The organism is Candidatus Binatus sp. (assembly GCF_030646925.1).
Lineage (GTDB): Bacteria > Desulfobacterota > Binatia > Binatales > Binataceae > Binatus.
The window spans coordinates 37,644-59,547 of sequence record NZ_JAUSKL010000067.1 but is presented as its reverse complement, the minus strand read 5'-3'; the positions used below and the strand labels follow the sequence as shown (position 1 = coordinate 59,547).

Sequence of the window (21,904 nt, the reverse complement as noted above, 5' to 3'; positions counted from 1 at the left end):
GAAAGAAAAGCGATGCGATGGGCCGCGGTCAAAGACATGCGATGCTCGGTCGCACGGACGTTATCGGTCGTCGGCGAGCGCTGGACGATGCTGATATTGCGCGAGGCGTTCCTGGGCCGGCATCGCTTTGACGAATTTCAGCAGGGGACCGGAATCGCGCGCAACATCCTCAGTTCGCGGCTGCGCGACCTCGTCGAAAAGGGCATCTTCGAGCGCGCGCGCGCCGACGGCGAGCAGGGACGCGTCGAGTACCGGCTCACGGAAAAAGGCTTGGACCTTTATCCGGTGCTGATTGCGCTGATGCGATGGGGCGATACGTGGCTCTGCGACGAAACGGGGCCGCCGCTCACGCTGGTGCATCGCAACTGCGGCGCGACCACGGCTCCCACGATGGTCTGTTCGGAGTGCGGAGAGCATCTCGCGGCGCGCGAAGTCGTCGCGGTTCCGCAAAAAACAGCGCATCGCGCACGGCGCGAAGCGCGAATCGATCGCAAGCGCGCGCCCGGCTGAGCCTTCAACATTAATTATTTGTTAAGCGTTCGACCTTTTTCGATTCGAGTGCGCTGCCATCTGGTCTGGCGCCGCGCCGCCGCGCACAATATTCCACCTCGATGATCGATCTGGTGATATTCGACGCTGACGGCGTGCTGTTCGATTCGGATGAATCGAACGTCGCTTACTACAACTGGATTTTCGCGCAGATGGGTGAACTGCCGCTGGATCGCGACGAGGAAATCGCAGCGATTTCGTATGCGGCCACCGACGTGTTCAAGGGCCGCGCGCGCGGCGACGCCGACAAGCTGAAGCGGATGCACGATCTCGCGCGCACGATGGATTCGTCGCCGTTCCTGCGCTTGCTGCGGCCGCATCTCGAACTGCGTCCCTACATGATCGAACTGAAACGCCGCTACAAGCTCGGGCTGGCGACGAATCGATCGGCGACCGTACCGGCGTTGATCGAGCATCTGGGACTCGGCGGTATCTTCGACGCGGTCGCGAGCGCGCGCGACAAGGTGCGTCCCAAGCCGGCGCCAGATATCATTGAGCTGTGCCTGGAGCGCGCCGGCGTCAGCGCGAGTCGCGCAGTGTACGTCGGCGACAGCCAGATCGATCGCGTGGCGGCCGAAGCAGCGGGCACGCATTTCGTCGGCGTGGGCCGCCGTATCGAGCATCATCGGCTGATTCCGAATATCGGCGAATTGCCGCGGACGCTCGAAAACCTGATGGCGGCGCTTTCCTGAAAACAGAGTTCGATCGAGATGCAGTTCGCGCGCGACAACGGTTGTCGCGGCGGACTGGTACTGTTCTGTGTTCGCAGGGGATCAAAGGGGTGCTCCGATGAAACGCAGGGAACCGAAAAACGACCAGGTATTTGGCGAGGCGGCAAAATTCGCCGCCGGGCGCATCCGTCCGTTTAAGGACGACGGCGCGATCCTCGACGCGGTTCGGATTTTGTCGGGACTGCGGGGCCGGATTACCGACAACGAAGACGCCGGCACAGCCGAACAGGCGCGACGCCTCGAGCGGCGCGTGGCGCGGCGGATGCGCGACGCGCTCGCGAAATCATCCGCGGAAATCTACCTGGTGCAGACCATCCGCCGGCTCGCGCTTAACGACACCGAACAGGAATTGCTGCTCTTCCTGGTCGCGTCTGCGATCGGCATCATCCCGCGCATCCAGCAGATCGCTAATATCCAGGAAGCGATGAACCGCAGCGGCAGCGATCGACTGATTGTCGCGCGAGCCTTTGCGGAACACGCGAAGCTGATGGCCGAGGGCCTCATCTCGCTCGACGACGAGGAGGATTTCGCCGAATCGAACATAACCGTATCGCAGGAATTGCTGGCGCCGCTGCTCAACCTCGATGCGTCGGCCGACAAGGGATGGGAGGTGAAAACTCAGGAAGAACTTTTGGCCCGCATCTATCCGCTGTTCACGGAGTTGAACGATCGCGCGCAATTGCTCGACGGCCAGGGGTTTCACTTTCACATGATGAGCGGACTGGTGATGCCGACCAATCGCAAAATCGAGCGGCTGACGAAACGTCTGGTGCGCACGCTGGAATTTCATCCCGACTGGGAAATCAATCATGTAGCAGGAGGACTCAACTGGAGCGAACTGCATATCATGGTCGCGCTGATCGGCAAGGATCTCGGCTACCTCGACGCGAGCGACGACATGTTCTGTGGCGAAGGCCTCGCGCGATGCGCCAGTCCGCAGATTCCGAGAATCGCCCAATCGCTGGCGTTGCTGCGGCGCGAATCGACGATGCGCGAGAACGGATTGATTCGTGTTTGCGGCGGCTACGGCGATTCGCAGGTGATCGAAGACGAAGGCACGCTGCGCAGTTGCGAATTTGAGCTCACGCCGGAAACGCGCGAGAAGCTCGATATCAAGCGGCAACAGCGGGTGCGACGGACTCGCAGCCGCGTCAGAAGCGCGGTGGTCGCGATGGCCGACCTGGCGCACAGCGACAAGGTGCGCTTCTCGCTCGAGATGCTGCTCGCCAACGGGCGCAACGTCGGGGTGATGCTCGACGAGTGGGGACTCGGCGCCAAAATCGCCTACGGACGCGGAGTCACCGCGCTCTTCTCGGGGCCGCCGGGCACCGGCAAAACGGCGTCGGCCGAGGCGATCGCGCATGCGATGGGCAAGCCGATTCTGGCGATCGATTACGCGGAAATTCAGAACGCCTTCGTCGGCGAGACCGAAAAAAATATCACGCGCGTCTTTCGCGAGGCCCGCGAAGCCGAGGCGGTCCTGTTCTGGGACGAAGCCGACGCGATGTTTTTCAATCGCGACTCCGCCTACCGCAACTGGGAAGTGCGCGAGGTCAACGTGCTGCTGCAGGAACTCGAACGCTTCGACGGCGTATGCATCCTCTCCACCAATCGCAAGGTCACGCTCGATCCGGCGCTTGAGCGGCGAATCGCGGTGAAGGTCGAGTTCGAGCGGCCGGACCTGAATATCAGGCGCGAAATCTGGCGGCGGATGATCCCCGACAAGCTGCCGATGCTCGACGTTGATGTTGAGAAACTCGCGGCTTGCGATCTCACCGGCGGTGAAATCAAAAACGTGGTGCTCAACGCCGCGCGAATCGCGCTCTCACGCGAAGGCAAAGGGCCGGTGACGATGGCCGACTTCGAACGCGCGATCGCGATGGAAACGACGAATCGATGGAGCAGGCAAGGCGGCGCGCCAATCGGTTTTCAACAAACCGGCCGGATTGATCCGGCCATATCGAAGCTGCCGAAAAACTAGAGCAACATCTCGATCAGATACGGACCCGGCGTCGCGAACGAGCGCTCGAGTTCTTTCGTCAGCGCCTCGGCGGTCTCGACGCGCACGCTCGGAACGCCGAGCCCGCGCGCAATCATCGACCAATCGATGTCGGGATTCGACAAATCGGTGAGCGAGCGCGCCTTGGGACCGGGCTCCTTGATGCCCGCGCGCGCCAACTCGACCTGCAGAATCCGGTAGCTGTGGTTGTTGCACAGCACGGTGGTGACGTTCAGCGATTCGCGCGCCTGCGTCCACAGCGATTGGACGGTGTACATCCCGCTGCCGTCGGCCTGGAACGCGATAACCCGACGATCAGGGCACGCGACCGCGGCGCCGGTCGCGCACGGGAGCCCCTGTCCGATCGCGCCGCCAGTGAGCGCGAGATAGGTATGCGCAGGCGCATTCGCCGACGCGTTGAAGAACGGCAGTCCAGTGGTCGCGGCTTCGTCCATCACGATCGAACGCTCGGGCATCGTGCAGGCGATCGCCGCGCCCGCCGCCGTCGCGTCGAGCTTGCCCGACGGCCGCTCAGCGCGCGCTGCCTTCGACGGCAAAGACACCGCAACCGGCGCGCCGAGTTCACTCGCGAGCGCTTCGAGCGCCGCGGGCACATCGTCGGTCGGCTCGGCCAGGTTCGCGAGCGACGCACCTTCGGGAACGAGATAGCTCGGCAGGTTCGGATAGCCGAAAAACGCGACCGGCTTCTTCGCGCCGGCCAGCACGATCAGGTCGAATGGCTTCAGCGTCTCGAGCGCCTGCTCGGGGAAGTAAGGAAGACGATCGACGGCAGGCATGCCGACGCCGCGTTCGACTCGCGACGGAAACGTCTCGGCGATTAGATTGCATCCTGACTTGGCGACGATTCGAGCCGCGGCCTTGAGTCCTCGCTCGCGCAGCGCCGTGCCGCCCAGCAGGATCGCGACGCGCATGGCTTTGCGCATCATCTGGGCAGTTTGCTTCACCGCCGATTCGGAGACCGCCGGCGGCGCGGGCGCTTCGATCGGAGCCGCCGCCGACTCGGCCGGATCCCACTGGCAATCCGATGGAATGATCAGCGTCGCGATCTGTCCCGGCGCGTGACCCGCCACCGCGATCGCATCGGCAGCCGCGCCTGCGAGCGAAGCCGCGCTGCGCACGCTGCGAATCCATCCGGAGACCGGCGTCGCCAGCGAAACGATATTCGACGTGAGCGGAGCGTCCGCGCCGACGTGCCAGGTCGCTTGATCGCCGATCAGATTCACGATTGGCGATCGCGCGCGGCGCGCGTTGTGCAGATTGGCGATTCCGTTGGCGAAGCCGGGACCGAGATGAAGCAGCGTCAGCGCCGGCTTTTCGGCCATGCGCCCGTATCCGTCCGCGGCGCCGGTGCATACGCCTTCAAAGAGTCCCAGGATTGCGCGCAGTCCTTCGACTGAATCGAGCGCGGCGACCAGCGGCATCTCGGTCGTACCGGGATTCGCGAAACAGACTTCGACTCCGGCCGCGATCGCGGTGCGGATCAGGCTTTCAGCTCCGTTCATAGAAATTCACCTGTCAGGGATTTGGCGAGGTCAGCGGGATCGCAAGCGGATTCGTCGGTGCCGTCATGCCGGGCATTATGCCGCCGATCTGAGTGCGCAGCCGTTCCGCCTGCTCGACTTTGCCGTTGCGCATCAGTTGCCGCTCGACGCCCGCGGCCTCGCGCTTCGCGGTCTCGACTTCTTGGCGCGACGGCGGCGAAATCGCCATCGCATTTGCGATCGTCTGGCGCGAAATCATCCCGAGCATCTGCTGCATCTGGATCATCTGCGGCGTCGGCGTATTCCCACCGACGACTTTCGACAGCGCCTGCGCGTAACTGCCCGGCCCGCGCGCCGAGATGAACAACTGCGCTTCGTTCATGCTGGACGCACCGTCGAGTCGCGCGCCCGGCGGCGCCGCATGACTCATCGCATCGACGTTCATCACGTCGAGCGACGGCTGCGCGCCAAGGCTGTTGAGGGTCATGATCGAATCATTGTGAATCTCGTCGGTATGCGAGCCGTCGACTTGAAACGCTACTTCCGAATCGCCGCCGCCGATCGTCGAGACTCCCGTCACGTGGCCGATCGTCGCCGACGCGTGCGTCACCGGATCTCCCGGGCCGAGTCCGCCTGTCGTATCCAGTTGCGTGCTGTAGGACGCGGGCGGCGAATAGCATCCCGCGATCAGCATTGCCAGAAAAAAAACACCGCCTGCCCCGATCGCCGAGGCGGACGATGCGATCGATCGATTCGACTTACGCAAACGCAGGCATGACCTCTTTGGCGAACAGCTCGATAGTCGGCGGCGGCGCGAAGTCGCTGAAGAAAATCGTAAACGTCGTGATTCCCATCGCGATGCGCTTTTTGAACTCCTCGATGAGCTGCTTCGGCGTGCCCTTGATGCCCGTCGTCACGAACGGCTTCAGCATCTGCGCCATCTTCCACTTCGCCTCGACTTCCGCGTCGTTCTGGCCGATGCAAACGAGCAGTTGCTCCGAGATGTCGATCGTCTTGACGTCGCGCCCGACGTCCTTGCAGTGCTGTTTGAGCACGTTGAACTTGTGCTCGAAGCTCGCGTAGCCGGCGGGACAATTCCATCGATCGGCAAATCGCGCGACGAGTTTCAGCATCACTTTTTCACCGCTGCCGCCAATCGTGATCGGCGGATGCGGCTGCTGCACAGGTTTCGGATTGCACGCGGCTTCATCGACCGTGTAATGGCGGCCCTTAAACGTCGCCTTCTTCTCGGTGAACATCAGCTTCAGGATGTGCAAGCCTTCCTCGAACATCTTGAGCCGCGTGGACATCGGCGGAAATTCGTAGCCGTAACCCTTGTACTCTTCGGCCATCCAGCCCGCGCCATAGCCGACCTCGAGCCGTCCGTTGCTGATGTGATCGATCGTGCAAAGCGACTTCGCGAGCAGCGCCGGATTGCGATACGAATTGCACATCACGAGCGTGCCGATGCGAATTTTTTCGGTCTTCGCCGCCAGTCCCGCCATCAGCGTCAGGCACTCGTGATGATCGAGGTCGGGCATCCCGGGGCTCCACATGTGATCGACCAGCCAGATGGAATGGTAGCCGAGCTTTTCGCATCGATGCGCCCGCTCCTCCATCTGATGCCAGCTTTGTCCGGCTTGTGGAGAAAACAGCGCGAATTGCACTTTCTCGCTCATTTCAAATTGCTCCTCAGCGTGGTTGGCGTGAAAACCGATCGATCCTGTTTCGCATGGCGGCGGCGAAGGGTCAACCGCCTCGCGCGGCCACTTGTGCGAAGCCGCGAAATCGTGGAGAGGATTATCTCCATGACTAATCGATCAAGCCGCAAGACTCATGCGATGCTGCGCGTCGGAGTCGCGATTCAACTTTACGCGATCCTCGCAATCTGCGTTTTTCAGGGAACTGCTCGCGCCGATTCCACTGAGGCCGCGGCGTTTGCCGCGAGTGGCGCGGCGCACGAAATCAAGGGCGCGCCGGGAATTTACGAATGGTCGTATCAAGCGACGGTCGGCAAATCGCCCTTCGACAAAATCGGATTGCATCGCACCGCGAAGGGCCCCAACCCGCCGGCGCATCCCGACGCCGTCGTGCTCTATCTGCCCGGCACCAACATGAACGGCGAGGTCGCGCTCGAAGATCCGCGCTACTCGTTCCAGCTTTATCTCGCGAGCCACGGCGTGGACGTATGGGCGATGGACTATCGCACGCATTTCATTCCGCCCGCGACGGCCGAGAAGGATCTTTCCGAACTCGCGGGATGGACCAATGATCTGTTCGAGTCGGACATCGACGCGGCCGCAAAATTTGTGCGCGAGCAGACTGGCCGCGAAAAGATTTTCGTCGCGGGATTCAGCCGCGGCGTCGAATTTTCGTATCTGTACGCCGCGATGCATCCTGACCGCGTGCAGGGAATCATCGCGCTCGACGGTTTCATTCCGCTAAAGCCGATGCGCAAAGTCGCGGCGCCCGCCGATCACTTTGCCGACGATATCGGCGGCGCGCATCTCACCTATGACAAGCGCAAAGTGCTGATGCAGATGGTGATCGACAATCCCGCTCAGGCGGCGCCGATTCCGAAGTACAAAACCGCGCGCGAGAATCTCGAGCACGTGGTTTACGGCGCCGGCGGATTTTTCGGCACCAACGGCGGTCTCGCGAATCCGCAAGGTGGGTTCTCCGACGCGGTGGTGCTCGCGAAGCTGCTGATTTCGTACGATCGCTATTGGCCCGCGGTGCAGGACGGCGAGAATCCCTTCACGCCCGCGCTGCTCGAACAATTGAAGACCTCGAAGATTCCGGTGATCGCGTTTGCGAGCACCAACTTCGGAAGCCAGTGGCCGACGATGGTCGAAGCTGCGGCGAAATCGACCGGCGCGCCCGACCCCTCTTACAAAAAGTTCGACGGATGGGGTCATCTCGACGTTTTGGCCGGCGCCAAGTCAGAGACGGAAGTGTTTGCGCCGACGCTGGCGTGGATCAAGCAGCATCTGACGTAGGCGGATACTGCGGCGGACGCGGCGGAGCAGGGCGATACGCCGGCAGAATCATCACGCACGCGAGCGCCCACGCACCGAGCGCGAAGCCCGCGATCGCCCACGCCGTGATCGATCGGTTGCGGCGAATCGCGACGATCGCAGTCAGCGGCGCGAGCGCCAGATCGACGATGATCGACGTCGCGATCAGATTCGCGGGCGATTCGGCGTAGCCCATCAGGCCGAAGCCCGACGTGAGGCCGAGGATGTATGCGACAGTGGTCAACGTTTTGCGCGCGCCTGCACTCTATATATAGTTGCAGATCATGGCACGCGGGCGCGACGACAACCTGATGAGCAAACTTCGCCAGATGAGCGAGGACGGGCTCGCGAGTTTTTTCAACGAGGTCATGACCAACGACAAGATGCGATCGGGTCTCGGGCGCGCGGGCGAACGCTTCATGGCGAACAAGCAAAGCTTCGATCGCAACGTCGAGCAGGTGCTCGATTTCGTCAACATCCCCTCCAAGCGCGACGTGCGCGATCTGAAGACCCGCCTCGATCACCTGAGTTCACAGATTCTGAACCTTAGCATCAAGCTCGATCGGCTGCTGGATGCGGACGAGCCGCGCACCGAGCCCAAGCCAATCGCGCGGCGCGGCGCCCAGTCGAAGAAAACTTCCCGCTCGTAAAATCATTCCGATTTCAGACCGCGGCCGATCGCGGCCAGGTCCGAAAGTGTGCGCGGCTCGCGGCCGAGTTCCGGCGCGACCATCAAGGCGGTATCCGATGGAAGCGCATCGCGCAGCATCTCGAGCGAGATGTCCTGGCGTTTTTTGAGCGCGGCGTAGTCGGCGAGATTTTGCCTGAGCTTGCGCTTCAGCGCCGCCGAAATTTTGGCCGAAGCGAATTCGGAAGCGTCGGGCAGATCGGGCATCACGCGATTGACGATCATCGCGGAAACTTTGAGACCCGCGCGATCGAGCGCCGCGATAAAATCGCGCGCCTGCGCGACGCGCCCCGCTTCCGCCGTCGTGACCATCACGATTCCAGTGTTCGCCGCGCGCAACTTTTCCTGCGCCCGCGCCGCCCGCGCCGCAAAGCCCTCGTACAGGCCGTCGAAACTGCGCACGAACGCCTGGATGTCCGCGAGCAGCTTGAGTCCCGTCACGCGATCGAATGCCGTGAGCACCGCGCGCGCCGCGATGTCTGCAAGCCGAAGCTGGCTGCGGATGATTCCCGCCGGCGCGCTCAGCAGCGTTACCGCGCGCGAGTTCAGCAGTTCGAGCAGGCGGCGCGGCGCGTCGAGGAAGTCGATCGCCTCGGCCGCGGGCGGAGTGTCGAGCACGACGAGATCGGTCGCGGGCTCGTCGCTGAGTTCGAGCAGTTTCTCCATCGCCATGTAATCGCCGACGCCCGCGAGCGCACCCGACAGATTGCGATAAATCCGATTTTCGAGAATGAGGTCGCGCGCTCGATCGGAAGATGCATAACGCGCGATGATCGCGTCGAAGGTGCGCTTCGGGTCGAGCTTGAGCGCGCGCAGCCGCGCGCGACTGTTCCTCGACGCGCGCGCACCGCGGACGCCGTCGAGCGGAACTTCGCGCGGCTCAGTCGAGGCGAGATCGATTCCCAGCGCGTCGAGCAGCCGCGGCGCGGGATCGACGGTCATCACGTCAACGGTGCGTCCCGCGATTGCTGCGTGTACCGCGAGTGCCGCGCTGATCGTGGTTTTGCCGACGCCGCCCGGCCCCAGGCATACGACGAGGCTGCGCGAATCTGTTGGCGAGATCGCGTCGGTGGGCGCTCGATTCATCAGTCGAGCAACTCCGCTTCGAGTACGTCCGCGATTTCCGACAGTTCGGCAAAACCGATCGCCGGCGTGAACAGCATCGGCAGCAGAATCGTTTCGAGGCCCGCATTGGCGAGCCTGCGTGCGCCGATCAGACCGCGCTCGCGCGCCGCCTTGCGCATCACGGCGAGCTGCGCGTTGCCGCCCGCCGGACTGAGCGCCGCCAGCTCGGCCGTGGTGAACATCGCATCAGGCACTCGATTCATCAGCGCCGCGATCGCCGCGATGCCGGCGTCCTGAATTGCCTTGGCGGTTTCGAGCGCCTCGCGAATCGCCAATTCCTCGGGTGACGCGGTGACGATCGCGCCGAATCGCGTCGCGTCGCGGAGCAACACGCTGACCGAATCGGCGAGGCGATTTAAGGTTCCCGTCGGCGCAATACTCTTCACCCCCGACGCGACCGACAGCAGTTCGAGCGCGCTGCCCGACGCGGGCGCGTCGATTACGACGTATCGATCACGCAGCGCGGCGTCGCCGGCAAGCATTCTCGATCTTTCGAGCAGCAGAAACGCCTCGAGTCCCGGCAGCGCCGCGGTCACGTAGCCGAAGGTGCGGCTTTTGAGCATCCGGCGCGAGATCATCCGCACCGGCACGATTCGCTCGATGAATGCTTCGAGTTCGGCGCGCGCCGACAGCGCGATCACCTCGAGCGAATCGCTCACTTTGATCGGCGTCGATCCGTTGGGATGCGCGCCCAGCAGTTCAGCCGCGGACAATCGCCCATCCAAATCCGCGAGCGTCGTCGGCCGATGGCGCGAGAGTGCGATCGCCAGCGCCGCCGCGACCGTGCTCTTGCCGGTGCCGCCTTTGCCGGTTACGAATGAGATTCGCGGCAGCGCCATCCGCTAGAATCTAGGGGTCGCGCAGGACGCAGTAAACCGTGCGCATCGAGCAGCCAAAAATCGATTCGTTTCTAATTGCGATTCCGCCCGCCGAGGTCGTGCTCTTCAAATCGATCTTCGAATCGTACGACAATCTCGCGACGCTCCGCACCGAGGATCCGCGGCTGCATCACCTGCGGATTTATTTTTCCGCCGAATCGCGCGGCGAAGTGGACGCGTTGCTGGCTTCGCTCGAGGCGCGCTTCTCGATTCGCCGCCTCAACTGAGTCTCAATCCTCGATCGCGACCGCGTAGTCACGGCCTTCCCATGCGCCGGAATCGCGCCATTTGAAGGTGAACCGAATCGGCGCCTTGTCATCTTCGAGCGCATCGATATCGACGTAGTAAAAGCCCAACGGCGTCGGCGTCGCGATCGTATCCTCGACGTCGCGCCATTCATTTTTCGACCAATGAAGCACGAAGCCTTCGTCCGCGAGGATGCGCAAACGACCGCCGCGCGCGACCCTCCGCGCATGGCGATTCGTCTTCCAGACCTGCAGCCTGCTCGGGCGATGCGGCCGATTCGCGTAGCGCTCCGCCACCTCGGGAATCAAATCGAACACCTGCTTGTCGGCGGTCGAGCGCAGCAGCTTGATGTACTCCGCGTGCGCCCACATCAGCGGCGTCGCGCTGCCGGTCTGCGCGCCATATTTGAGCAGCGCCCGCGGAATGTCGGGTTGATCCCAGATTTGCTCCGGCAGCAATTGCGTCGCGTTGGCAAACCGCTCCATCGCGCGCAGATACGGCATCGGATCGCGACCCGCCGCGAGTTCGTAATGTCCGCGCTCTCCAGTCAGCAGCGGCCACGGACGCCCGCGCCCCGAACCGATGAACGGACCGCCATCATCCTGCTGCCCGTAACCGTCGTGCGTGTAGCGCCGCCAGCACGGACCCGCCGGAAAATCCGTCTTGAGCGCCGCGTCGAGCACCCGCAACGAATCTTCCATCAGCGGATCGCCAGCCTTTCGAATCCCGTAGCGCACCAGTTCGAGAAAACCGCCATCGACGATTTCGGCCGCGGGAAATTCGTAGCGCTCGCCCGGCGGCCGATTGCGGATCGGCGTCAGCTTGCCCGCGAGACTCTCGTCGGCGTCGGGATTGCTCGTATCGACCGGATTGATTCGCACGTAGTGGCGCTTGATGCCCGGCACCAGGAATCCTTCGTCAGTGACGGTCCAGCGCTCGACGTTTGCCTCGAGGAAGTCCGCGTACTCCTCCAAAAATTGCGCGCTCACGAGATCGCCGCGCTGGCGCGCGAAGCACGCCGCGCAGATCAGCGCGGTGATATTCGCCGCCAGTGTCGAGGGCGAGTAGCCGGCATTCTCCTCCCACCTTTCCTGCGGTGTCGCGACTCCATTCTTGATCAGGAAAAACGCCGCCGCGCGCACCATCGGATACGGATCGAAATCCTTGAGCCCGTGATGCACATGCAGGCGCCACGCGAGCGTGATCGGAAACGACACCTCGTCAAGCTGGATACCGTTCCAGTACGGCTGCCCGTCGATCCAGAAATTCTGCGGGAAGCCGCCGTCGGCCCGCTGCGCGCATGCAAGATAAATCAGCGCGCGGAGCGCGGTCGCGGTATCGCCCGACGCCAGCAGTCCCGTCACGCTGTTCACCATGTCGCGCGTCCACACCAGGTGATATCCGCCGAGATCTTCGTCGCCCTTGGCCTCGCCCCACGGGATGCTGAGCGACGCGATCAGCGCGCCGGGATATGTCTTGTCCTCGTGCGCGAGTAGCAATTCGCGGCTCCGATGGTAGAGCGCGCCATTGTCGCCCGACCATTGCTCGAGCGGATGAAAATGCAGGCACGCGCGATTCCACTGCTCGATGAAGCGCGTGCGATGCTCTGCGAACGGCTCGCAGAGCGACTGATGCAGCGTGGTCACCGCGCGATTCAGTTCGCGTCCGAACGCAACCCCGAGCGTGAACGAATAGCCGCGCCGCAGATCGATCTCGCCCATCATCGCGATATTGCCTTCTTCGGCGGCGGCGAACTCGAAATCCATCTTGAAGTTGCTGTTCAGATCCTGCCAGCCGTCGGTGCTGCCGACGTATCCGATCGAACTGCGGACGAACGGCGTCGTCGCCGCCATCGCGAGCCAGATTCCTTCCTTGTGCGCGGTCAGAAATTCGTGCCCGATTATCCGCGTCAGATTGCCGTTGTTGCCCCATCCCGCGACCCCGAGATGCGGCGCGAGCAGCACGTACAGATGCAGTTTTTTCAGCAACTCGGGATCGCCTTCGATCCTCGTGTTGATCAACAGCGTCGGCTGGTGCGGATCGGTGATGATTTCCTTGATCAGGTGATAACGCCCGTCCGGCGAATGGCTCACGACGCGGATGCCGAGTCCGTGCTCGTTCAGATATTCGGTGGTCGCGGATAAATTGCGGCGCTCCTCGTGGAAAAAAGTTTCACCGTCGGTGATCAGGAATTGCAGATCGCGTATCTGCGGCTGATCGATGGTCGGGAAATAAATCTCGTTCAGCACCCCGGCCGACGCAGTGAACCAGATTCGGCTGACCGACGAATATGCGGTGCCGATCGCATCCTTGGCGCTGCGGGTCCACCGCGGCGCGATTCCGGGTGCGCCGCTCGCGACGGGAGTTTTTATGATGGTCGCCATAAGTGCCCCTTTCGATGCTCCGGCTGGTCAGATGGTCTCAGTATTGTCGGGCGTTGCGGCAGCGATTTTTTCCTCGGGCTTCAGCCGAAACGCCCACGCGACGCCGATGCTCAGCGCGTAGAGAATCAACAGCGGTATCGCCAGCAAGAATTGCGAGATCATGTCCGGCGGCGTCAAGGCGGCGGCCACGATAAAAATCGCAAGAATCGCGTAGCGGATGTATCCGATCATCATTTTGTAATCGACCAGCCCGAGCTTGGTGAGGAAAAATGCAAAAATCGGCATCTCGAAGGTGAGCGCGAACGCGAGCAGCAGCTTGGACGAGAACGCCAGGTACTCGCTGATGCGAATCGTCGGCGTGACGCCGATACTCGCGTACTGGCCGAGGAAAAACGCGTAGCCGATTTTGAAAACCACCGCCCAGCAGAAGTATCCACCGAGTGCGAAAAAAAGCGTCGCGAAAATCACGAACGGCTTCGCCATCCTGCGTTCGGTTTCGTACAGGCCCGGCGCGATGAACTTCCAGATTTCGTAAAATACCGCCGGACTCGCGATGAACAAGCCGGCGATCAACGCCACCTTGATCTTGGTGTAGAACGCCTCGCCCACGCCGGTGCCGATCAGCATCACCTTGCCGCCCGAGACTTCGCGAATCGGCCACGTCAACGCATGAAACAGCGGGTCGGCGATCGCGTATGCGATTGCGAAGCCGATCCCGATCGCGATGAATGCGCGAATCAGATGCGTCCGCAGCTCCTGCAGGTGCTCGATCAGCGACATCCGCGCCTCTTCGCGTGCCAGAGGAGTGGGCGCCGGCGGTGTGATATCCTCGCTAGTCACGATGCGCGATGCTGGCTATGGTTTCTCGGGCGCGCGACTTTCAGGAGTGGATTCTTGCGTGATCGAGCGGGTCACCGCGCTCGGCGGCGCCTTGCGCATCGGCTCATCGTCGAGCACGTCGGACATTTCGCGCAGCACGGTGTTACTCGCAAGGCGCAGCTCGCGCATGATTTTCCCCGCCGCGCGCATGACCTCCGGCAGCCGTTCGGGCCCGAGCACGATCAGCGCCACTGCCAGGATCAAGATGATTTCAAATGGATTCGGCAACTTGCGATTTTGCGTCACTCAGCCGAGTTTAATTTCCGGAGCGCCTGCGCGCCGCATCCGAATGGCTGATAATCATTATACCTGTTTGAGGTGTCAACGATGCTCAAGACCGCCGTCGTGACGGACCGCCGCTACGCCAAACATTTCGCGGGCCGCGCTCATCCCGAGCGTCCCCAGCGGATCGAAGCGATGATCGACATGGCGGAGTCGCTGCAGCGTCCCCAGCTTGAATTTATTACGCCGCGCGCCGCGACCCCCGATGAAATCGCCCTATGCCATCGGCCCGAGTACATCGCAGCCGTCGAGCGCACTGCGTCGGTCGACCGCTTCGACTTCGATCGCGATACCCATACTTCGCGCGAGTCGTACGAGACCGCGCTGCTCGCGGCGGGCGGCGTGCTGACCGCGGTCGAAGCGGTGATGGATGGCGCGGCCGACAATGCCTTCGCGATCGTGCGTCCGCCGGGGCATCACGCGTTGCCGAATCGCGCGATGGGCTTCTGCTTTTTCAACAATGTCGCGATCGCCGCCGAATGGCTGATCAAGGTGCGCGGCCTGAAGCGCGTGATGATCATCGATTGGGATTTGCATCACGGCAACGGCACGCAGGAAATGTTTTACGAATCGCCCGAGGTGCTCTACGCCTCCGCGCATCAGTTTCCGCATTACCCCGGTACCGGCTCGCTGCACGAAATCGGCACACTCGCCGGGCTCGGGTTCACCATCAACGCGCCGATGCTCGCCGAGTTGGGCGACGCCGAATATCTGCGCGTGTTCGATCGTTTGATCATGCCGATCGGGCGCGCATTCAAGCCCGAGTTCATCCTCGTGTCGGCCGGCTTCGATTGCCACTTTCGCGATCCGCTCGGCGCGATGCGCGTCACCGAGGCGGGCTTTGCCGCGATGGCGCGGCGGGTCAAACTGCTTGCGGCTGAATGCTGCGGCGGCAAAATGGCCGCGTCGCTCGAGGGCGGTTACGACCTTGAAGCGATCGCGGAATCGGGACGCGCCGTGATCGACGAATTCGGACGCGAGGCCGACGAACCGATCGATACCCACCTCGGCGGCGACGGCGTGATGCCGATGATCGAGCGCGCCTCGCACAACGTCGGACGCTTCTGGAATCTCGACTGACGCCGAACGCAAGATGGCATCGGAACATGGCGCGGCGCCGCGCGCTCCTCGCGACAATGTATCTGCCAGGGGCCGGCTGGTTTCGACCGATGCCGCCAATCCGCGCGAGTACCTGCTCGACCGGCCGACAATCTCCGTCGGCAGTCATCGCAGCAACGACATAGTGCTCGGCGACGGGACCGTGTCGCGCCGTCACGCGCAGTTCACGCGCGTAGCGGGGCGGTTCAATCTCGCGGATCTCGGATCGACCAACGGGACGTTTGTCAACGGCCGGCGTATCCGGAACCCGGTCGCGCTGAACGCCGGCGACGAAATCAGATTCGGTTCGATAAAGTTTGCATTTGCGATCGCTTCTGGTTCATCGAGCGCAACTCCGCGTTCGAAAATTCGCCGCGCGGGCATCGTCGCGATGCTCGCGATCGTTTTCGCCGCCGGCATTCTAGGCTTGATCTATCGCAACGAAGTCCTGCAGACGGCGCGATCGCTCGGGTCAAAAACTTCACCCACGCCGCCGATTGCTCCATCGAGCGAGCCTGCCGAGAATCCTGAAACGGCGGTTGCGCAACCCGAACCGACCTCAGTCCCGCTCGCCGATCAGCCGGCGTGGCTTGCGCGTCTGAATTACTATCGCGCGATGCTCAACCTCGCGCCGGTCGCCGAGGATCCAAAGCTCAGCGCGGGCGATCGCGCGCACGCGAAGTACATCGTGAAGAATTACGCCGACGCGATCCAGCACGCCGGCCTCGGCGCGGAGATGCATGAAGAAGATCCCCACAACAAGTGGTTCACCAGCGCGGGCCTGGAAGCCGCGCAGGCCAGCGACATGGAGGCGGATTACATTCCCGGCGGCGCTCGCGAGAGCGATCCGAGCGGCTCCGCCGATCCGTCCGGATGGGCGAAGGAGCGGGCGCCCGGAACGCCCGTCTGGACAATCGACGGATGGATGGCGATTCCGTTCCATCGGATGCCGATGCTCAATCCGCGGCTCGCGCGCGCCGGCTTCGGCACGTATTGCGAGGCGGGCGCGTGTGCCGCGGGCTTGAATCTTAAAGATGGCACGCGCGAGCATCTGCCGCCGAACGTAACAATTAAATGGCCACTCGCGTTTCCACCCGACGGTTCGACGATTCAAATGGAATCATTCGGCAACGAATGGCCCGATCCGCGCTCGAGCTGCAGCGGCTACGAGCCACCGAGCGGGCTCGCGATCACGCTGCAGATGGGCGAGTTCAGGGATGCGCGCCTCGGCGAATTTTCGGTGACGCAGGAAAATGCCGACGGTAGCCGCGTCGCGCTCGAGGCCTGCGGCTTCGATTCGCAGAGCTACACGAATCCCGACACAGCGGTGCAGCAAATCGGCCGCGACATCCTGAACAACTACGCGGCCGTCGTCGTCATCCCGCGCCGCCCGCTCCTGAAAGGCGGCAAGTACAACGTCTCGATCACCGCCGACGCCAAGCCGTATTCCTGGTCGTTCTCGATCGCGCCGTGAAATTGCAATTATCGCCGCGTTTCACTCCTTGAAGTCGAGCGCGATCACCGTCGCCAGAGGATCGATCTCATTCTCAGGAATCTGAATCACCAGTTCGCCGACGGGATCCTGATTGAAGAGCATGTCAGCCGCGCCGATTCGCTTGCGGACTTTCAGCGGAGTCGTGCTCGATAGCACGCGCGCCTCGCCAACGCGCCGGATCTTCACGCCGCGCACCGATACCGATTCGTACGGGCGCATCACGCAGTGCAGATAGACGCGATTGCCGCGCCGCGTCGATGGTCCGTAGAACTGCCACGGCTCGAGTCCCGGCGTTGTGCCGACTATCGCCTCGCCGTTGCGGCTCATCCAAACGCCGATCGCGTCGAGGCGCTCGCGATGCTCGCTCGGCAGCGCGCCGTCGCCCATCGGGCTCACGTTGAGCAGCAGATTTCCGCCCTTGCCCGCGACTTCGCAGAGCGTGTGAATCAGCGCGCGAGTCGATTTGAGGTCCGTGTCCGACGGATTGTAGCCCCAGCTATTATTGATGGTGAGGCAGGTCTCCCACGGACCCTCGAGCGGTTTGGGCGGCACCGCCTGCTCCGGCGTTTGATAGTCGCCGTGCCCCGGAATGCGATCGTTGATGATCACGCCGGGCTGCAACTCCCGAATCATCGCGACGAATTCGCGCGCCTTCCATTCCTCGGGCGTCCGTTCCCATCCGCCGTCGAACCACAACAAATCGATCTTGCCGTAGTTGGTCAGCAACTCGCGCATCTGCGCGAACATGAACTCGACGAAACGATTCCACTGCTCGGGAGTCGAGCGGCGCCATTGGCCCCATCGATACGGCTTGTCGCTCTCGGCGAACGCGGGATAGTCGGGATGATGCCAATCGAGCAGCGAGAAATAGAGCCCGACCTTCAGGCCCTCGGCACGGAACGCATCGGTATATTCGCGCACGATGTCGCGCTTGAAAGGCGTGTGCTCGATCGACCAGTCGGATTGCTTCGTATGGAACATCGCGAAGCCGTCGTGATGCTTGGCCGTGAGCACGCCGTATTGCATCCCGGCGCGCTTCGCGATGCGCGCCAATTCGCGCGCGTCGAACTTTACCGGATTAAAGGTCCGCGCCGCGGCGTGATACTCCTCGACGCCGACGCTCTGGCTATTCGGCAGCGCGCCGACGCCGCCCACCAGCGGCCACGATAGTTCCCATCCGTGCTGGCTGGCGGGTCCCCAATGGATGAACATCCCGAATCGTGCGCAGTCGAACCATGATGCCATAGCCGCGCATTGTTCCCCGCCCCACGCTGGCTGTCCATAGCATCGCTCGCGCGCGATCGCCTTGGTGCATACTGAGCCGAGCGCTGCGTACGCGAAGAATCCCGGATTTTCACCTCTCCCGTAAAATTGTATGGACCGGAGTGATAGTCCGCATAACTTTTCACCTCTTGAACACCCGCTCTGACAGGAATCTGGCGCGAGGCGGCGATCTACCACGTATCGATATACGGCCGCTTCTTCCCCGTGCGAATTTCCGGCGGCGGCGCCGACCTGAGTCCCGCCATGATCCATTTCCGCGATTCGAGCGGATCGATCACGTCGTCGATCTCGAAGTGCGACGCCGTGTTCACCGCCTTGCCGTGCTGATACATCCGCTCGACCATCTCGTCGAACAGTTTCTTCCGCGCCGCCGGATCCTGCTCCGCGATCAACTCGTTGCGATAACCGAGCTTCACCGCGCCTTCGAGACCCATCCCGCCGAACTCGCCGGTCGGCCACGACACCGTGAAAATCGGCGCCTTGAAACTGCCGCCCGCCATCGCCTGCGCGCCGAGCCCGTAACCCTTGCGCAAAATAATCGTGAAGAACGGCACCGTCACGTTCGATCCCGTGACGAACATCCGCGCCGCGTGCCGCACCAGCGCCGTCTTCTCGACCTCCGGCCCCACCATGATCCCCGGCGTGTCGCACAGAAAGAGCATCGGGATGTCGAACGCGTCGCAGAGCTGCATGAATCGTGCAGCCTTGTCCGCGCCGTCGCTCACGATCGCGCCCGCCAGATGCGCCGGATTGTTCGCGATAATCCCGATCGGCCGCCCCTCGATCCGCGCCAGCGCCGTCACCATCCCCGGCCCGAAGTGTCGCCGTATCTCGAGCACCGAATCCTTGTCGGCGAGCGTCTCGATCACCGTGCGCACGTCGTAGATGCGGAGCCGATTCTCCGGAATGATCCCGCGCAGCAATCGCTGGTCGGCGCATTCCCAATTCGCCACTTCGCCCTGGAAATACGAAATGTATTTCTTCGCGACGAGCACCGCTTCCTCCTCGTCCGCCACCGGGATATCCACCACCCCGTTCGGCACCTGCACGTCCATCGGCCCCACTTCCTCGGGCCGGAAGATTCCCAGGCCGCCGCCTTCGATCATCGCCGGGCCGCCCATCCCGATATTCGATCCTTTCGTCGCGATCACCACGTCGCAGCATCCGAGCAGCGCCGCATTGCCCGCGAAGCATCGCCCCGACGTGATCCCGATCAGCGGCACCAGCGCGCTCAATTTGCCGAAAAAATTGAACGCCATACAGTCCAGCCCCGCGACGCCGATTCCGTCGGTGTCGCCCGGCCGCCCGCCGCCGCCTTCGGTGAAAAATACGATTGGCAATCGCGACCGCTCCGCGATTTCGAACATCCGATCCTTCTTCCGATGATTCTGCTGGCCCTGCGTCCCCGCCAGCACCGTGTAGTCGTATGACATCAGGATGCACCGCGAGCGCGACGGCTCGAACACGTCGCCATTGACGCTTCCGATCCCCGCGATCATCCCGTCCGCCGGCGTGCGTTTGATCAAGTCGTCCAGCGCGCGACGCCGCCGCTGCGCCGCGATCACCACCGGCCCGTATTCGATAAACGTGCCAGGGTCGCACAAATCCTCGATATTCTCGCGCGCCGTCCGCTGCCCCGTCTTGCGCCGCCGCCCCACCGCGTCCGGACGCGCCGCGTCGAAGCCCAGCGCGTGCCGCTCGATCACTTCCTGCAAGTCCGGCCTGATTCGATCCAGATCGACCTCCGCGCGCACCGCCTCCGCCCGCTCGCCGACATCCGCCTCCTCGATAAACACGATTGGATGCCCCTCGAAAATCGCATCGCCCTTCGCGACCGCGACCCCGCGCACGATTCCGCTCACGTGCGCGTTGATCACGTGCTCCATCTTCATCGCTTCCATCACCGCGAGTTGCTGCCCGCGATGCACGACGTCGCCCTCCGCCACGTCGATCGACACGATCGTCCCCTGCATCGGCGCCTCGACCGCGACCGTGTTCTCCGCCGCGCCTTCGTAGCTGCGCGCCGGCGCGATCGTCTCGACCTCGCGCGCGACTGCGCTTTCATCGACGCTCGATTTGCCGTGAGTCAGCACCGCCAGCGGATCGCTCGAATCGATCTTCGCGCCCGCGCGCCGACCGCCTGCCGGCCGCGCCGCCGCCGGCTGCTCGAAGTACATCCTCCGATGATTCCCCTGCGCGTCGCCCACCAGCTCCGCGATGTTGCTCTCGATAAACCGCGTATGCACCCGGTTCGCCGCGAACTCCGGATGCCGCAGCAGGCTCTGCAGAAATCCGATATTGGTCGCCACGCCCTCGATCTTGAACTCGCTGAGCGCCCGATACGCCTTCGCCACCGCCTCGCCGTAATCCCGCGACGTCGAATGCGCGATCAGCTTGCCCAGCAGCGAATCGAAATTCGGATTGGTGGTGTATCCCGAGTACGCAAACGTATCGATCCGCAGTCCCGGCCCCGACGGCGTCTCGAATGCGCTGATCGTTCCGCCCGACGGCTTCGCGCTGCCATCCGCCGCCATCGATTCCATGTTGATGCGCGCCTGGATCGCATATCCGCGCGGCGCTGGAATCTCAGCTTGCAGCAAGCCGAGTTCCGCGAGCGATCGTCCCGCCGCGAGTTGCAACTGAACCTTCACCAGATCGATTCCGGTGACCGCCTCCGTCACCGTATGCTCGACCTGCAGGCGCGGATTCGCCTCGATAAACGCGAACACCGGCTCGCCTTCGCCCGCGCTCGCATCGACCAGGAACTCGAAGGTGCCGAGATTGTCGTAGCGCACTTCTTTCGCCAGCTTCACCGCTGCCGACGTCAGACGATCGCGCAACGCTCCCGGCAATCCCGGACTCGGCGCGATTTCGACCACCTTCTGATTGCGCCGCTGGATACTGCATTCGCGCTCCCACAGATGGCTCACCTCACCCGCGTGATCGCCGATTATCTGCACTTCGATATGACGCGCGCGCGGCATCATCTGCTCGACGTACACGTCGCTGTTGCCGAATGCCGCCCGCGCCTCCGATTGGCACCGTTTGTACGCCTCCTCGATCTCCTCTGCGCGATACACCGCGCGCATCCCGCGCCCGCCGCCGCCCGTGACTGCCTTGATCATCATCGCGCCGCCCTCGCCGAGCGCCGCAAAAAATTCAGCCGCGTGCTCGACGCTCGTCGCACTCGACGTCCCGCTGAGCAGCGGCACCCCGCATCGCTCCGCGAGCGCGCGCGCCTGCATCTTGTCGCCGAACAGCTCGAGGATTTCCGCCCGCGGCCCCACGAACGTGATCCCTTCCTCGGCGCAGCGCCGCGCGAAATTCGCGTTCTCGCTGAGGAATCCGTAGCCCGGATGAAGCGCGTCGCAGCCCGTATCTTTCGCCACCGCGATCATCTGTTCCGCGTCCAGGTACGCCCGCGCGCCCGTTCCGCCGAGCCCGCGCGCCTCGTCCGCCTTGCGCGTATGCAACGATTGCGCGTCGTCTTCCGAAAACACCGCGACCGTGCGGATTCCCATCTCCGCCGCCGCGCGCATCACGCGGATCGCTATCTCACCCCGGTTCGCTACTAGAAGGCTACTCGGCAGCATCAATTGATCTCGTCCCCTGATTCTCGATTACTTGCGGCAACTGCGCCTCGTATCTTTGCTAGATGTAAAGCACGTCATCGCCGGATTGGGTAGGGTCGCATCTCCGCGCGCGACTGCTTTCCGCTTGCCGTTTCAATCCACACTCTGGTAGGCC

At 63.0% G+C, this 21,904-nt stretch carries 19 protein-coding genes; 8 read left to right on the top strand and 11 right to left on the bottom strand.

Features of this window, described 5'->3' with window-relative positions:
* Positions 1-12 precede the first annotated feature (12 nt).
* The 3 genes from Q7S58_RS11790 (at position 13) to Q7S58_RS11780 (ending at position 3,261) form a co-directional block, all read left to right on the top strand.
* Positions 13-510 carry a helix-turn-helix domain-containing protein gene (locus Q7S58_RS11790; RefSeq protein ID WP_304825444.1) on the top strand — a complete coding sequence of 166 codons (498 nt, stop codon included), beginning with the start codon at positions 13-15 and terminating at the stop codon, positions 508-510.
* A 101-nt stretch (positions 511-611) separates the two neighbouring features.
* A complete protein-coding gene (locus Q7S58_RS11785) occupies positions 612-1,241 on the top strand; it encodes an HAD family hydrolase (protein ID WP_304825442.1) in 630 nt (209 codons plus the stop codon).
* A 97-nt stretch (positions 1,242-1,338) separates the two neighbouring features.
* The gene (locus tag Q7S58_RS11780) at positions 1,339-3,261 is read left to right on the top strand and encodes an ATP-binding protein (protein ID WP_304825439.1); all 1,923 of its coding nucleotides are present in this window, start codon (positions 1,339-1,341) and stop codon (positions 3,259-3,261) included.
* Here Q7S58_RS11780 and Q7S58_RS11775 read toward each other — a convergent pair.
* Genes Q7S58_RS11775 through Q7S58_RS11765 form a run of 3 tightly spaced genes read right to left on the bottom strand, consistent with a single transcriptional unit; the run spans position 3,258 to position 6,460 of the window.
* Positions 3,258-4,802, bottom strand: coding sequence for an acetolactate synthase large subunit (locus tag Q7S58_RS11775; RefSeq protein WP_304825436.1), 1,545 nt, complete (start codon positions 4,800-4,802; stop codon positions 3,258-3,260). The two genes, Q7S58_RS11780 and Q7S58_RS11775, sit on opposite strands and share 4 nt — an antisense overlap.
* A 13-nt stretch (positions 4,803-4,815) precedes the next feature.
* Entirely contained in the window at positions 4,816-5,547 is a 732-nt protein-coding gene (locus tag Q7S58_RS11770; RefSeq protein WP_304825433.1) for an MlaD family protein, read from the bottom strand.
* Positions 5,540-6,460, bottom strand: coding sequence for a TIGR03560 family F420-dependent LLM class oxidoreductase (locus Q7S58_RS11765; RefSeq protein ID WP_304825430.1), 921 nt, complete (start codon positions 6,458-6,460; stop codon positions 5,540-5,542). Before Q7S58_RS11765 ends, Q7S58_RS11770 begins: the two co-directional genes overlap by 8 nt.
* Positions 6,461-6,589: 129 nt before the next feature.
* On the opposite strand from Q7S58_RS11765, the gene Q7S58_RS11760 reads away from it, so the two are divergent.
* Positions 6,590-7,780, top strand: a complete 1,191-nt coding sequence (locus Q7S58_RS11760) for an alpha/beta hydrolase (RefSeq protein ID WP_304825427.1) — start codon at positions 6,590-6,592, stop codon at positions 7,778-7,780.
* Here the strand turns inward: Q7S58_RS11760 and Q7S58_RS11755 are convergent.
* Positions 7,761-8,042: a hypothetical protein gene (locus Q7S58_RS11755; RefSeq protein ID WP_304825424.1), complete on the bottom strand. Its 282-nt coding sequence runs from the start codon at positions 8,040-8,042 to the stop codon at positions 7,761-7,763. The two genes, Q7S58_RS11760 and Q7S58_RS11755, sit on opposite strands and share 20 nt — an antisense overlap.
* A 40-nt stretch (positions 8,043-8,082) precedes the next feature.
* Between Q7S58_RS11755 and Q7S58_RS11750 the strand changes: the two genes are divergently transcribed.
* Positions 8,083-8,448, top strand: a complete 366-nt coding sequence (locus Q7S58_RS11750; protein WP_304825421.1) for a hypothetical protein — start codon at positions 8,083-8,085, stop codon at positions 8,446-8,448.
* Positions 8,449-8,450: 2 nt separating this feature from the next.
* Here Q7S58_RS11750 and Q7S58_RS11745 read toward each other — a convergent pair whose 3' ends face one another.
* Both Q7S58_RS11745 and Q7S58_RS11740 read right to left on the bottom strand, forming a co-directional pair.
* Positions 8,451-9,572, bottom strand: coding sequence for an ArsA-related P-loop ATPase (locus Q7S58_RS11745; RefSeq protein ID WP_304825418.1), 1,122 nt, complete (start codon positions 9,570-9,572; stop codon positions 8,451-8,453).
* Entirely contained in the window at positions 9,572-10,450 is an 879-nt protein-coding gene (locus Q7S58_RS11740; protein ID WP_304825415.1) for an ArsA-related P-loop ATPase, read from the bottom strand. The genes Q7S58_RS11745 and Q7S58_RS11740 overlap by 1 nt, the downstream gene beginning before the upstream one ends.
* A 38-nt stretch (positions 10,451-10,488) precedes the next feature.
* Here Q7S58_RS11740 and Q7S58_RS11735 point away from each other — a divergent pair, with 38 nt between their 5' ends.
* Positions 10,489-10,716, top strand: a complete 228-nt coding sequence (locus Q7S58_RS11735; RefSeq protein WP_304825411.1) for a DUF4911 domain-containing protein — start codon at positions 10,489-10,491, stop codon at positions 10,714-10,716.
* A gap of 3 nt (positions 10,717-10,719) precedes the next feature.
* Here the strand turns inward: Q7S58_RS11735 and Q7S58_RS11730 are convergent, their stop codons facing one another.
* The 3 genes from Q7S58_RS11730 to Q7S58_RS11720 are packed head-to-tail and all read right to left on the bottom strand — an operon-like array spanning position 10,720 to position 14,244.
* Positions 10,720-13,119, bottom strand: coding sequence for a glycoside hydrolase family 15 protein (locus Q7S58_RS11730; protein ID WP_304825408.1), 2,400 nt, complete (start codon positions 13,117-13,119; stop codon positions 10,720-10,722).
* A 27-nt stretch (positions 13,120-13,146) separates the two neighbouring features.
* On the bottom strand, positions 13,147-13,959 hold the full coding sequence (gene tatC, locus Q7S58_RS11725; protein WP_304825405.1) for a twin-arginine translocase subunit TatC: 813 nt from the start codon (positions 13,957-13,959) through the stop codon (positions 13,147-13,149).
* A 15-nt stretch (positions 13,960-13,974) separates the two neighbouring features.
* On the bottom strand, positions 13,975-14,244 hold the full coding sequence (locus Q7S58_RS11720; RefSeq protein WP_304825402.1) for a twin-arginine translocase TatA/TatE family subunit: 270 nt from the start codon (positions 14,242-14,244) through the stop codon (positions 13,975-13,977).
* A gap of 81 nt (positions 14,245-14,325) precedes the next feature.
* Here Q7S58_RS11720 and Q7S58_RS11715 point away from each other — a divergent pair, with 81 nt between their 5' ends.
* Positions 14,326-15,360 carry a histone deacetylase gene (locus Q7S58_RS11715; RefSeq protein WP_304825399.1) on the top strand — a complete coding sequence of 345 codons (1,035 nt, stop codon included), beginning with the start codon at positions 14,326-14,328 and terminating at the stop codon, positions 15,358-15,360.
* A gap of 13 nt (positions 15,361-15,373) precedes the next feature.
* Positions 15,374-16,852, top strand: coding sequence for an FHA domain-containing protein (locus Q7S58_RS11710; RefSeq protein WP_304825396.1), 1,479 nt, complete (start codon positions 15,374-15,376; stop codon positions 16,850-16,852).
* A 21-nt stretch (positions 16,853-16,873) separates the two neighbouring features.
* Here the strand turns inward: Q7S58_RS11710 and Q7S58_RS11705 are convergent, their stop codons facing one another.
* Positions 16,874-18,409, bottom strand: a complete 1,536-nt coding sequence (locus Q7S58_RS11705; RefSeq protein ID WP_304825393.1) for an alpha-L-fucosidase — start codon at positions 18,407-18,409, stop codon at positions 16,874-16,876.
* Positions 18,328-21,750, bottom strand: a complete 3,423-nt coding sequence (locus Q7S58_RS11700) for a carboxyl transferase domain-containing protein (RefSeq protein WP_304825391.1) — start codon at positions 21,748-21,750, stop codon at positions 18,328-18,330. Before Q7S58_RS11700 ends, Q7S58_RS11705 begins: the two co-directional genes overlap by 82 nt.
* Positions 21,751-21,904: the final 154 nt, after the last annotated feature.

Excerpts from the sequence above, each read along its gene's own strand:
- Q7S58_RS11715 (WP_304825399.1), top strand. The coding sequence starts at position 14,326 with ATGCTCAAGACCGCCGTCGTGACGGACCGCCGCTACGCCAAACATTTC.
- Q7S58_RS11750 (WP_304825421.1), top strand. The coding sequence starts at position 8,083 with ATGGCACGCGGGCGCGACGACAACCTGATGAGCAAACTTCGCCAGATG.
- Q7S58_RS11740 (WP_304825415.1), bottom strand. The coding sequence starts at position 10,450 with ATGGCGCTGCCGCGAATCTCATTCGTAACCGGCAAAGGCGGCACCGGC.
- Q7S58_RS11760 (WP_304825427.1), top strand. The coding sequence starts at position 6,590 with ATGACTAATCGATCAAGCCGCAAGACTCATGCGATGCTGCGCGTCGGA.
- Q7S58_RS11780 (WP_304825439.1), top strand. The coding sequence starts at position 1,339 with ATGAAACGCAGGGAACCGAAAAACGACCAGGTATTTGGCGAGGCGGCA.
- Q7S58_RS11700 (WP_304825391.1), bottom strand. The coding sequence starts at position 21,750 with ATGCTGCCGAGTAGCCTTCTAGTAGCGAACCGGGGTGAGATAGCGATC.
- Q7S58_RS11710 (WP_304825396.1), top strand. The coding sequence starts at position 15,374 with ATGGCATCGGAACATGGCGCGGCGCCGCGCGCTCCTCGCGACAATGTA.
- Q7S58_RS11785 (WP_304825442.1), top strand. The coding sequence starts at position 612 with ATGATCGATCTGGTGATATTCGACGCTGACGGCGTGCTGTTCGATTCG.
- Q7S58_RS11775 (WP_304825436.1), bottom strand. The coding sequence starts at position 4,802 with ATGAACGGAGCTGAAAGCCTGATCCGCACCGCGATCGCGGCCGGAGTC.
- Q7S58_RS11765 (WP_304825430.1), bottom strand. The coding sequence starts at position 6,460 with ATGAGCGAGAAAGTGCAATTCGCGCTGTTTTCTCCACAAGCCGGACAA.
- Q7S58_RS11705 (WP_304825393.1), bottom strand. The coding sequence starts at position 18,409 with ATGGATCATGGCGGGACTCAGGTCGGCGCCGCCGCCGGAAATTCGCAC.
- Q7S58_RS11790 (WP_304825444.1), top strand. The coding sequence starts at position 13 with ATGCGATGGGCCGCGGTCAAAGACATGCGATGCTCGGTCGCACGGACG.
- Q7S58_RS11745 (WP_304825418.1), bottom strand. The coding sequence starts at position 9,572 with ATGAATCGAGCGCCCACCGACGCGATCTCGCCAACAGATTCGCGCAGC.
- Q7S58_RS11730 (WP_304825408.1), bottom strand. The coding sequence starts at position 13,119 with ATGGCGACCATCATAAAAACTCCCGTCGCGAGCGGCGCACCCGGAATC.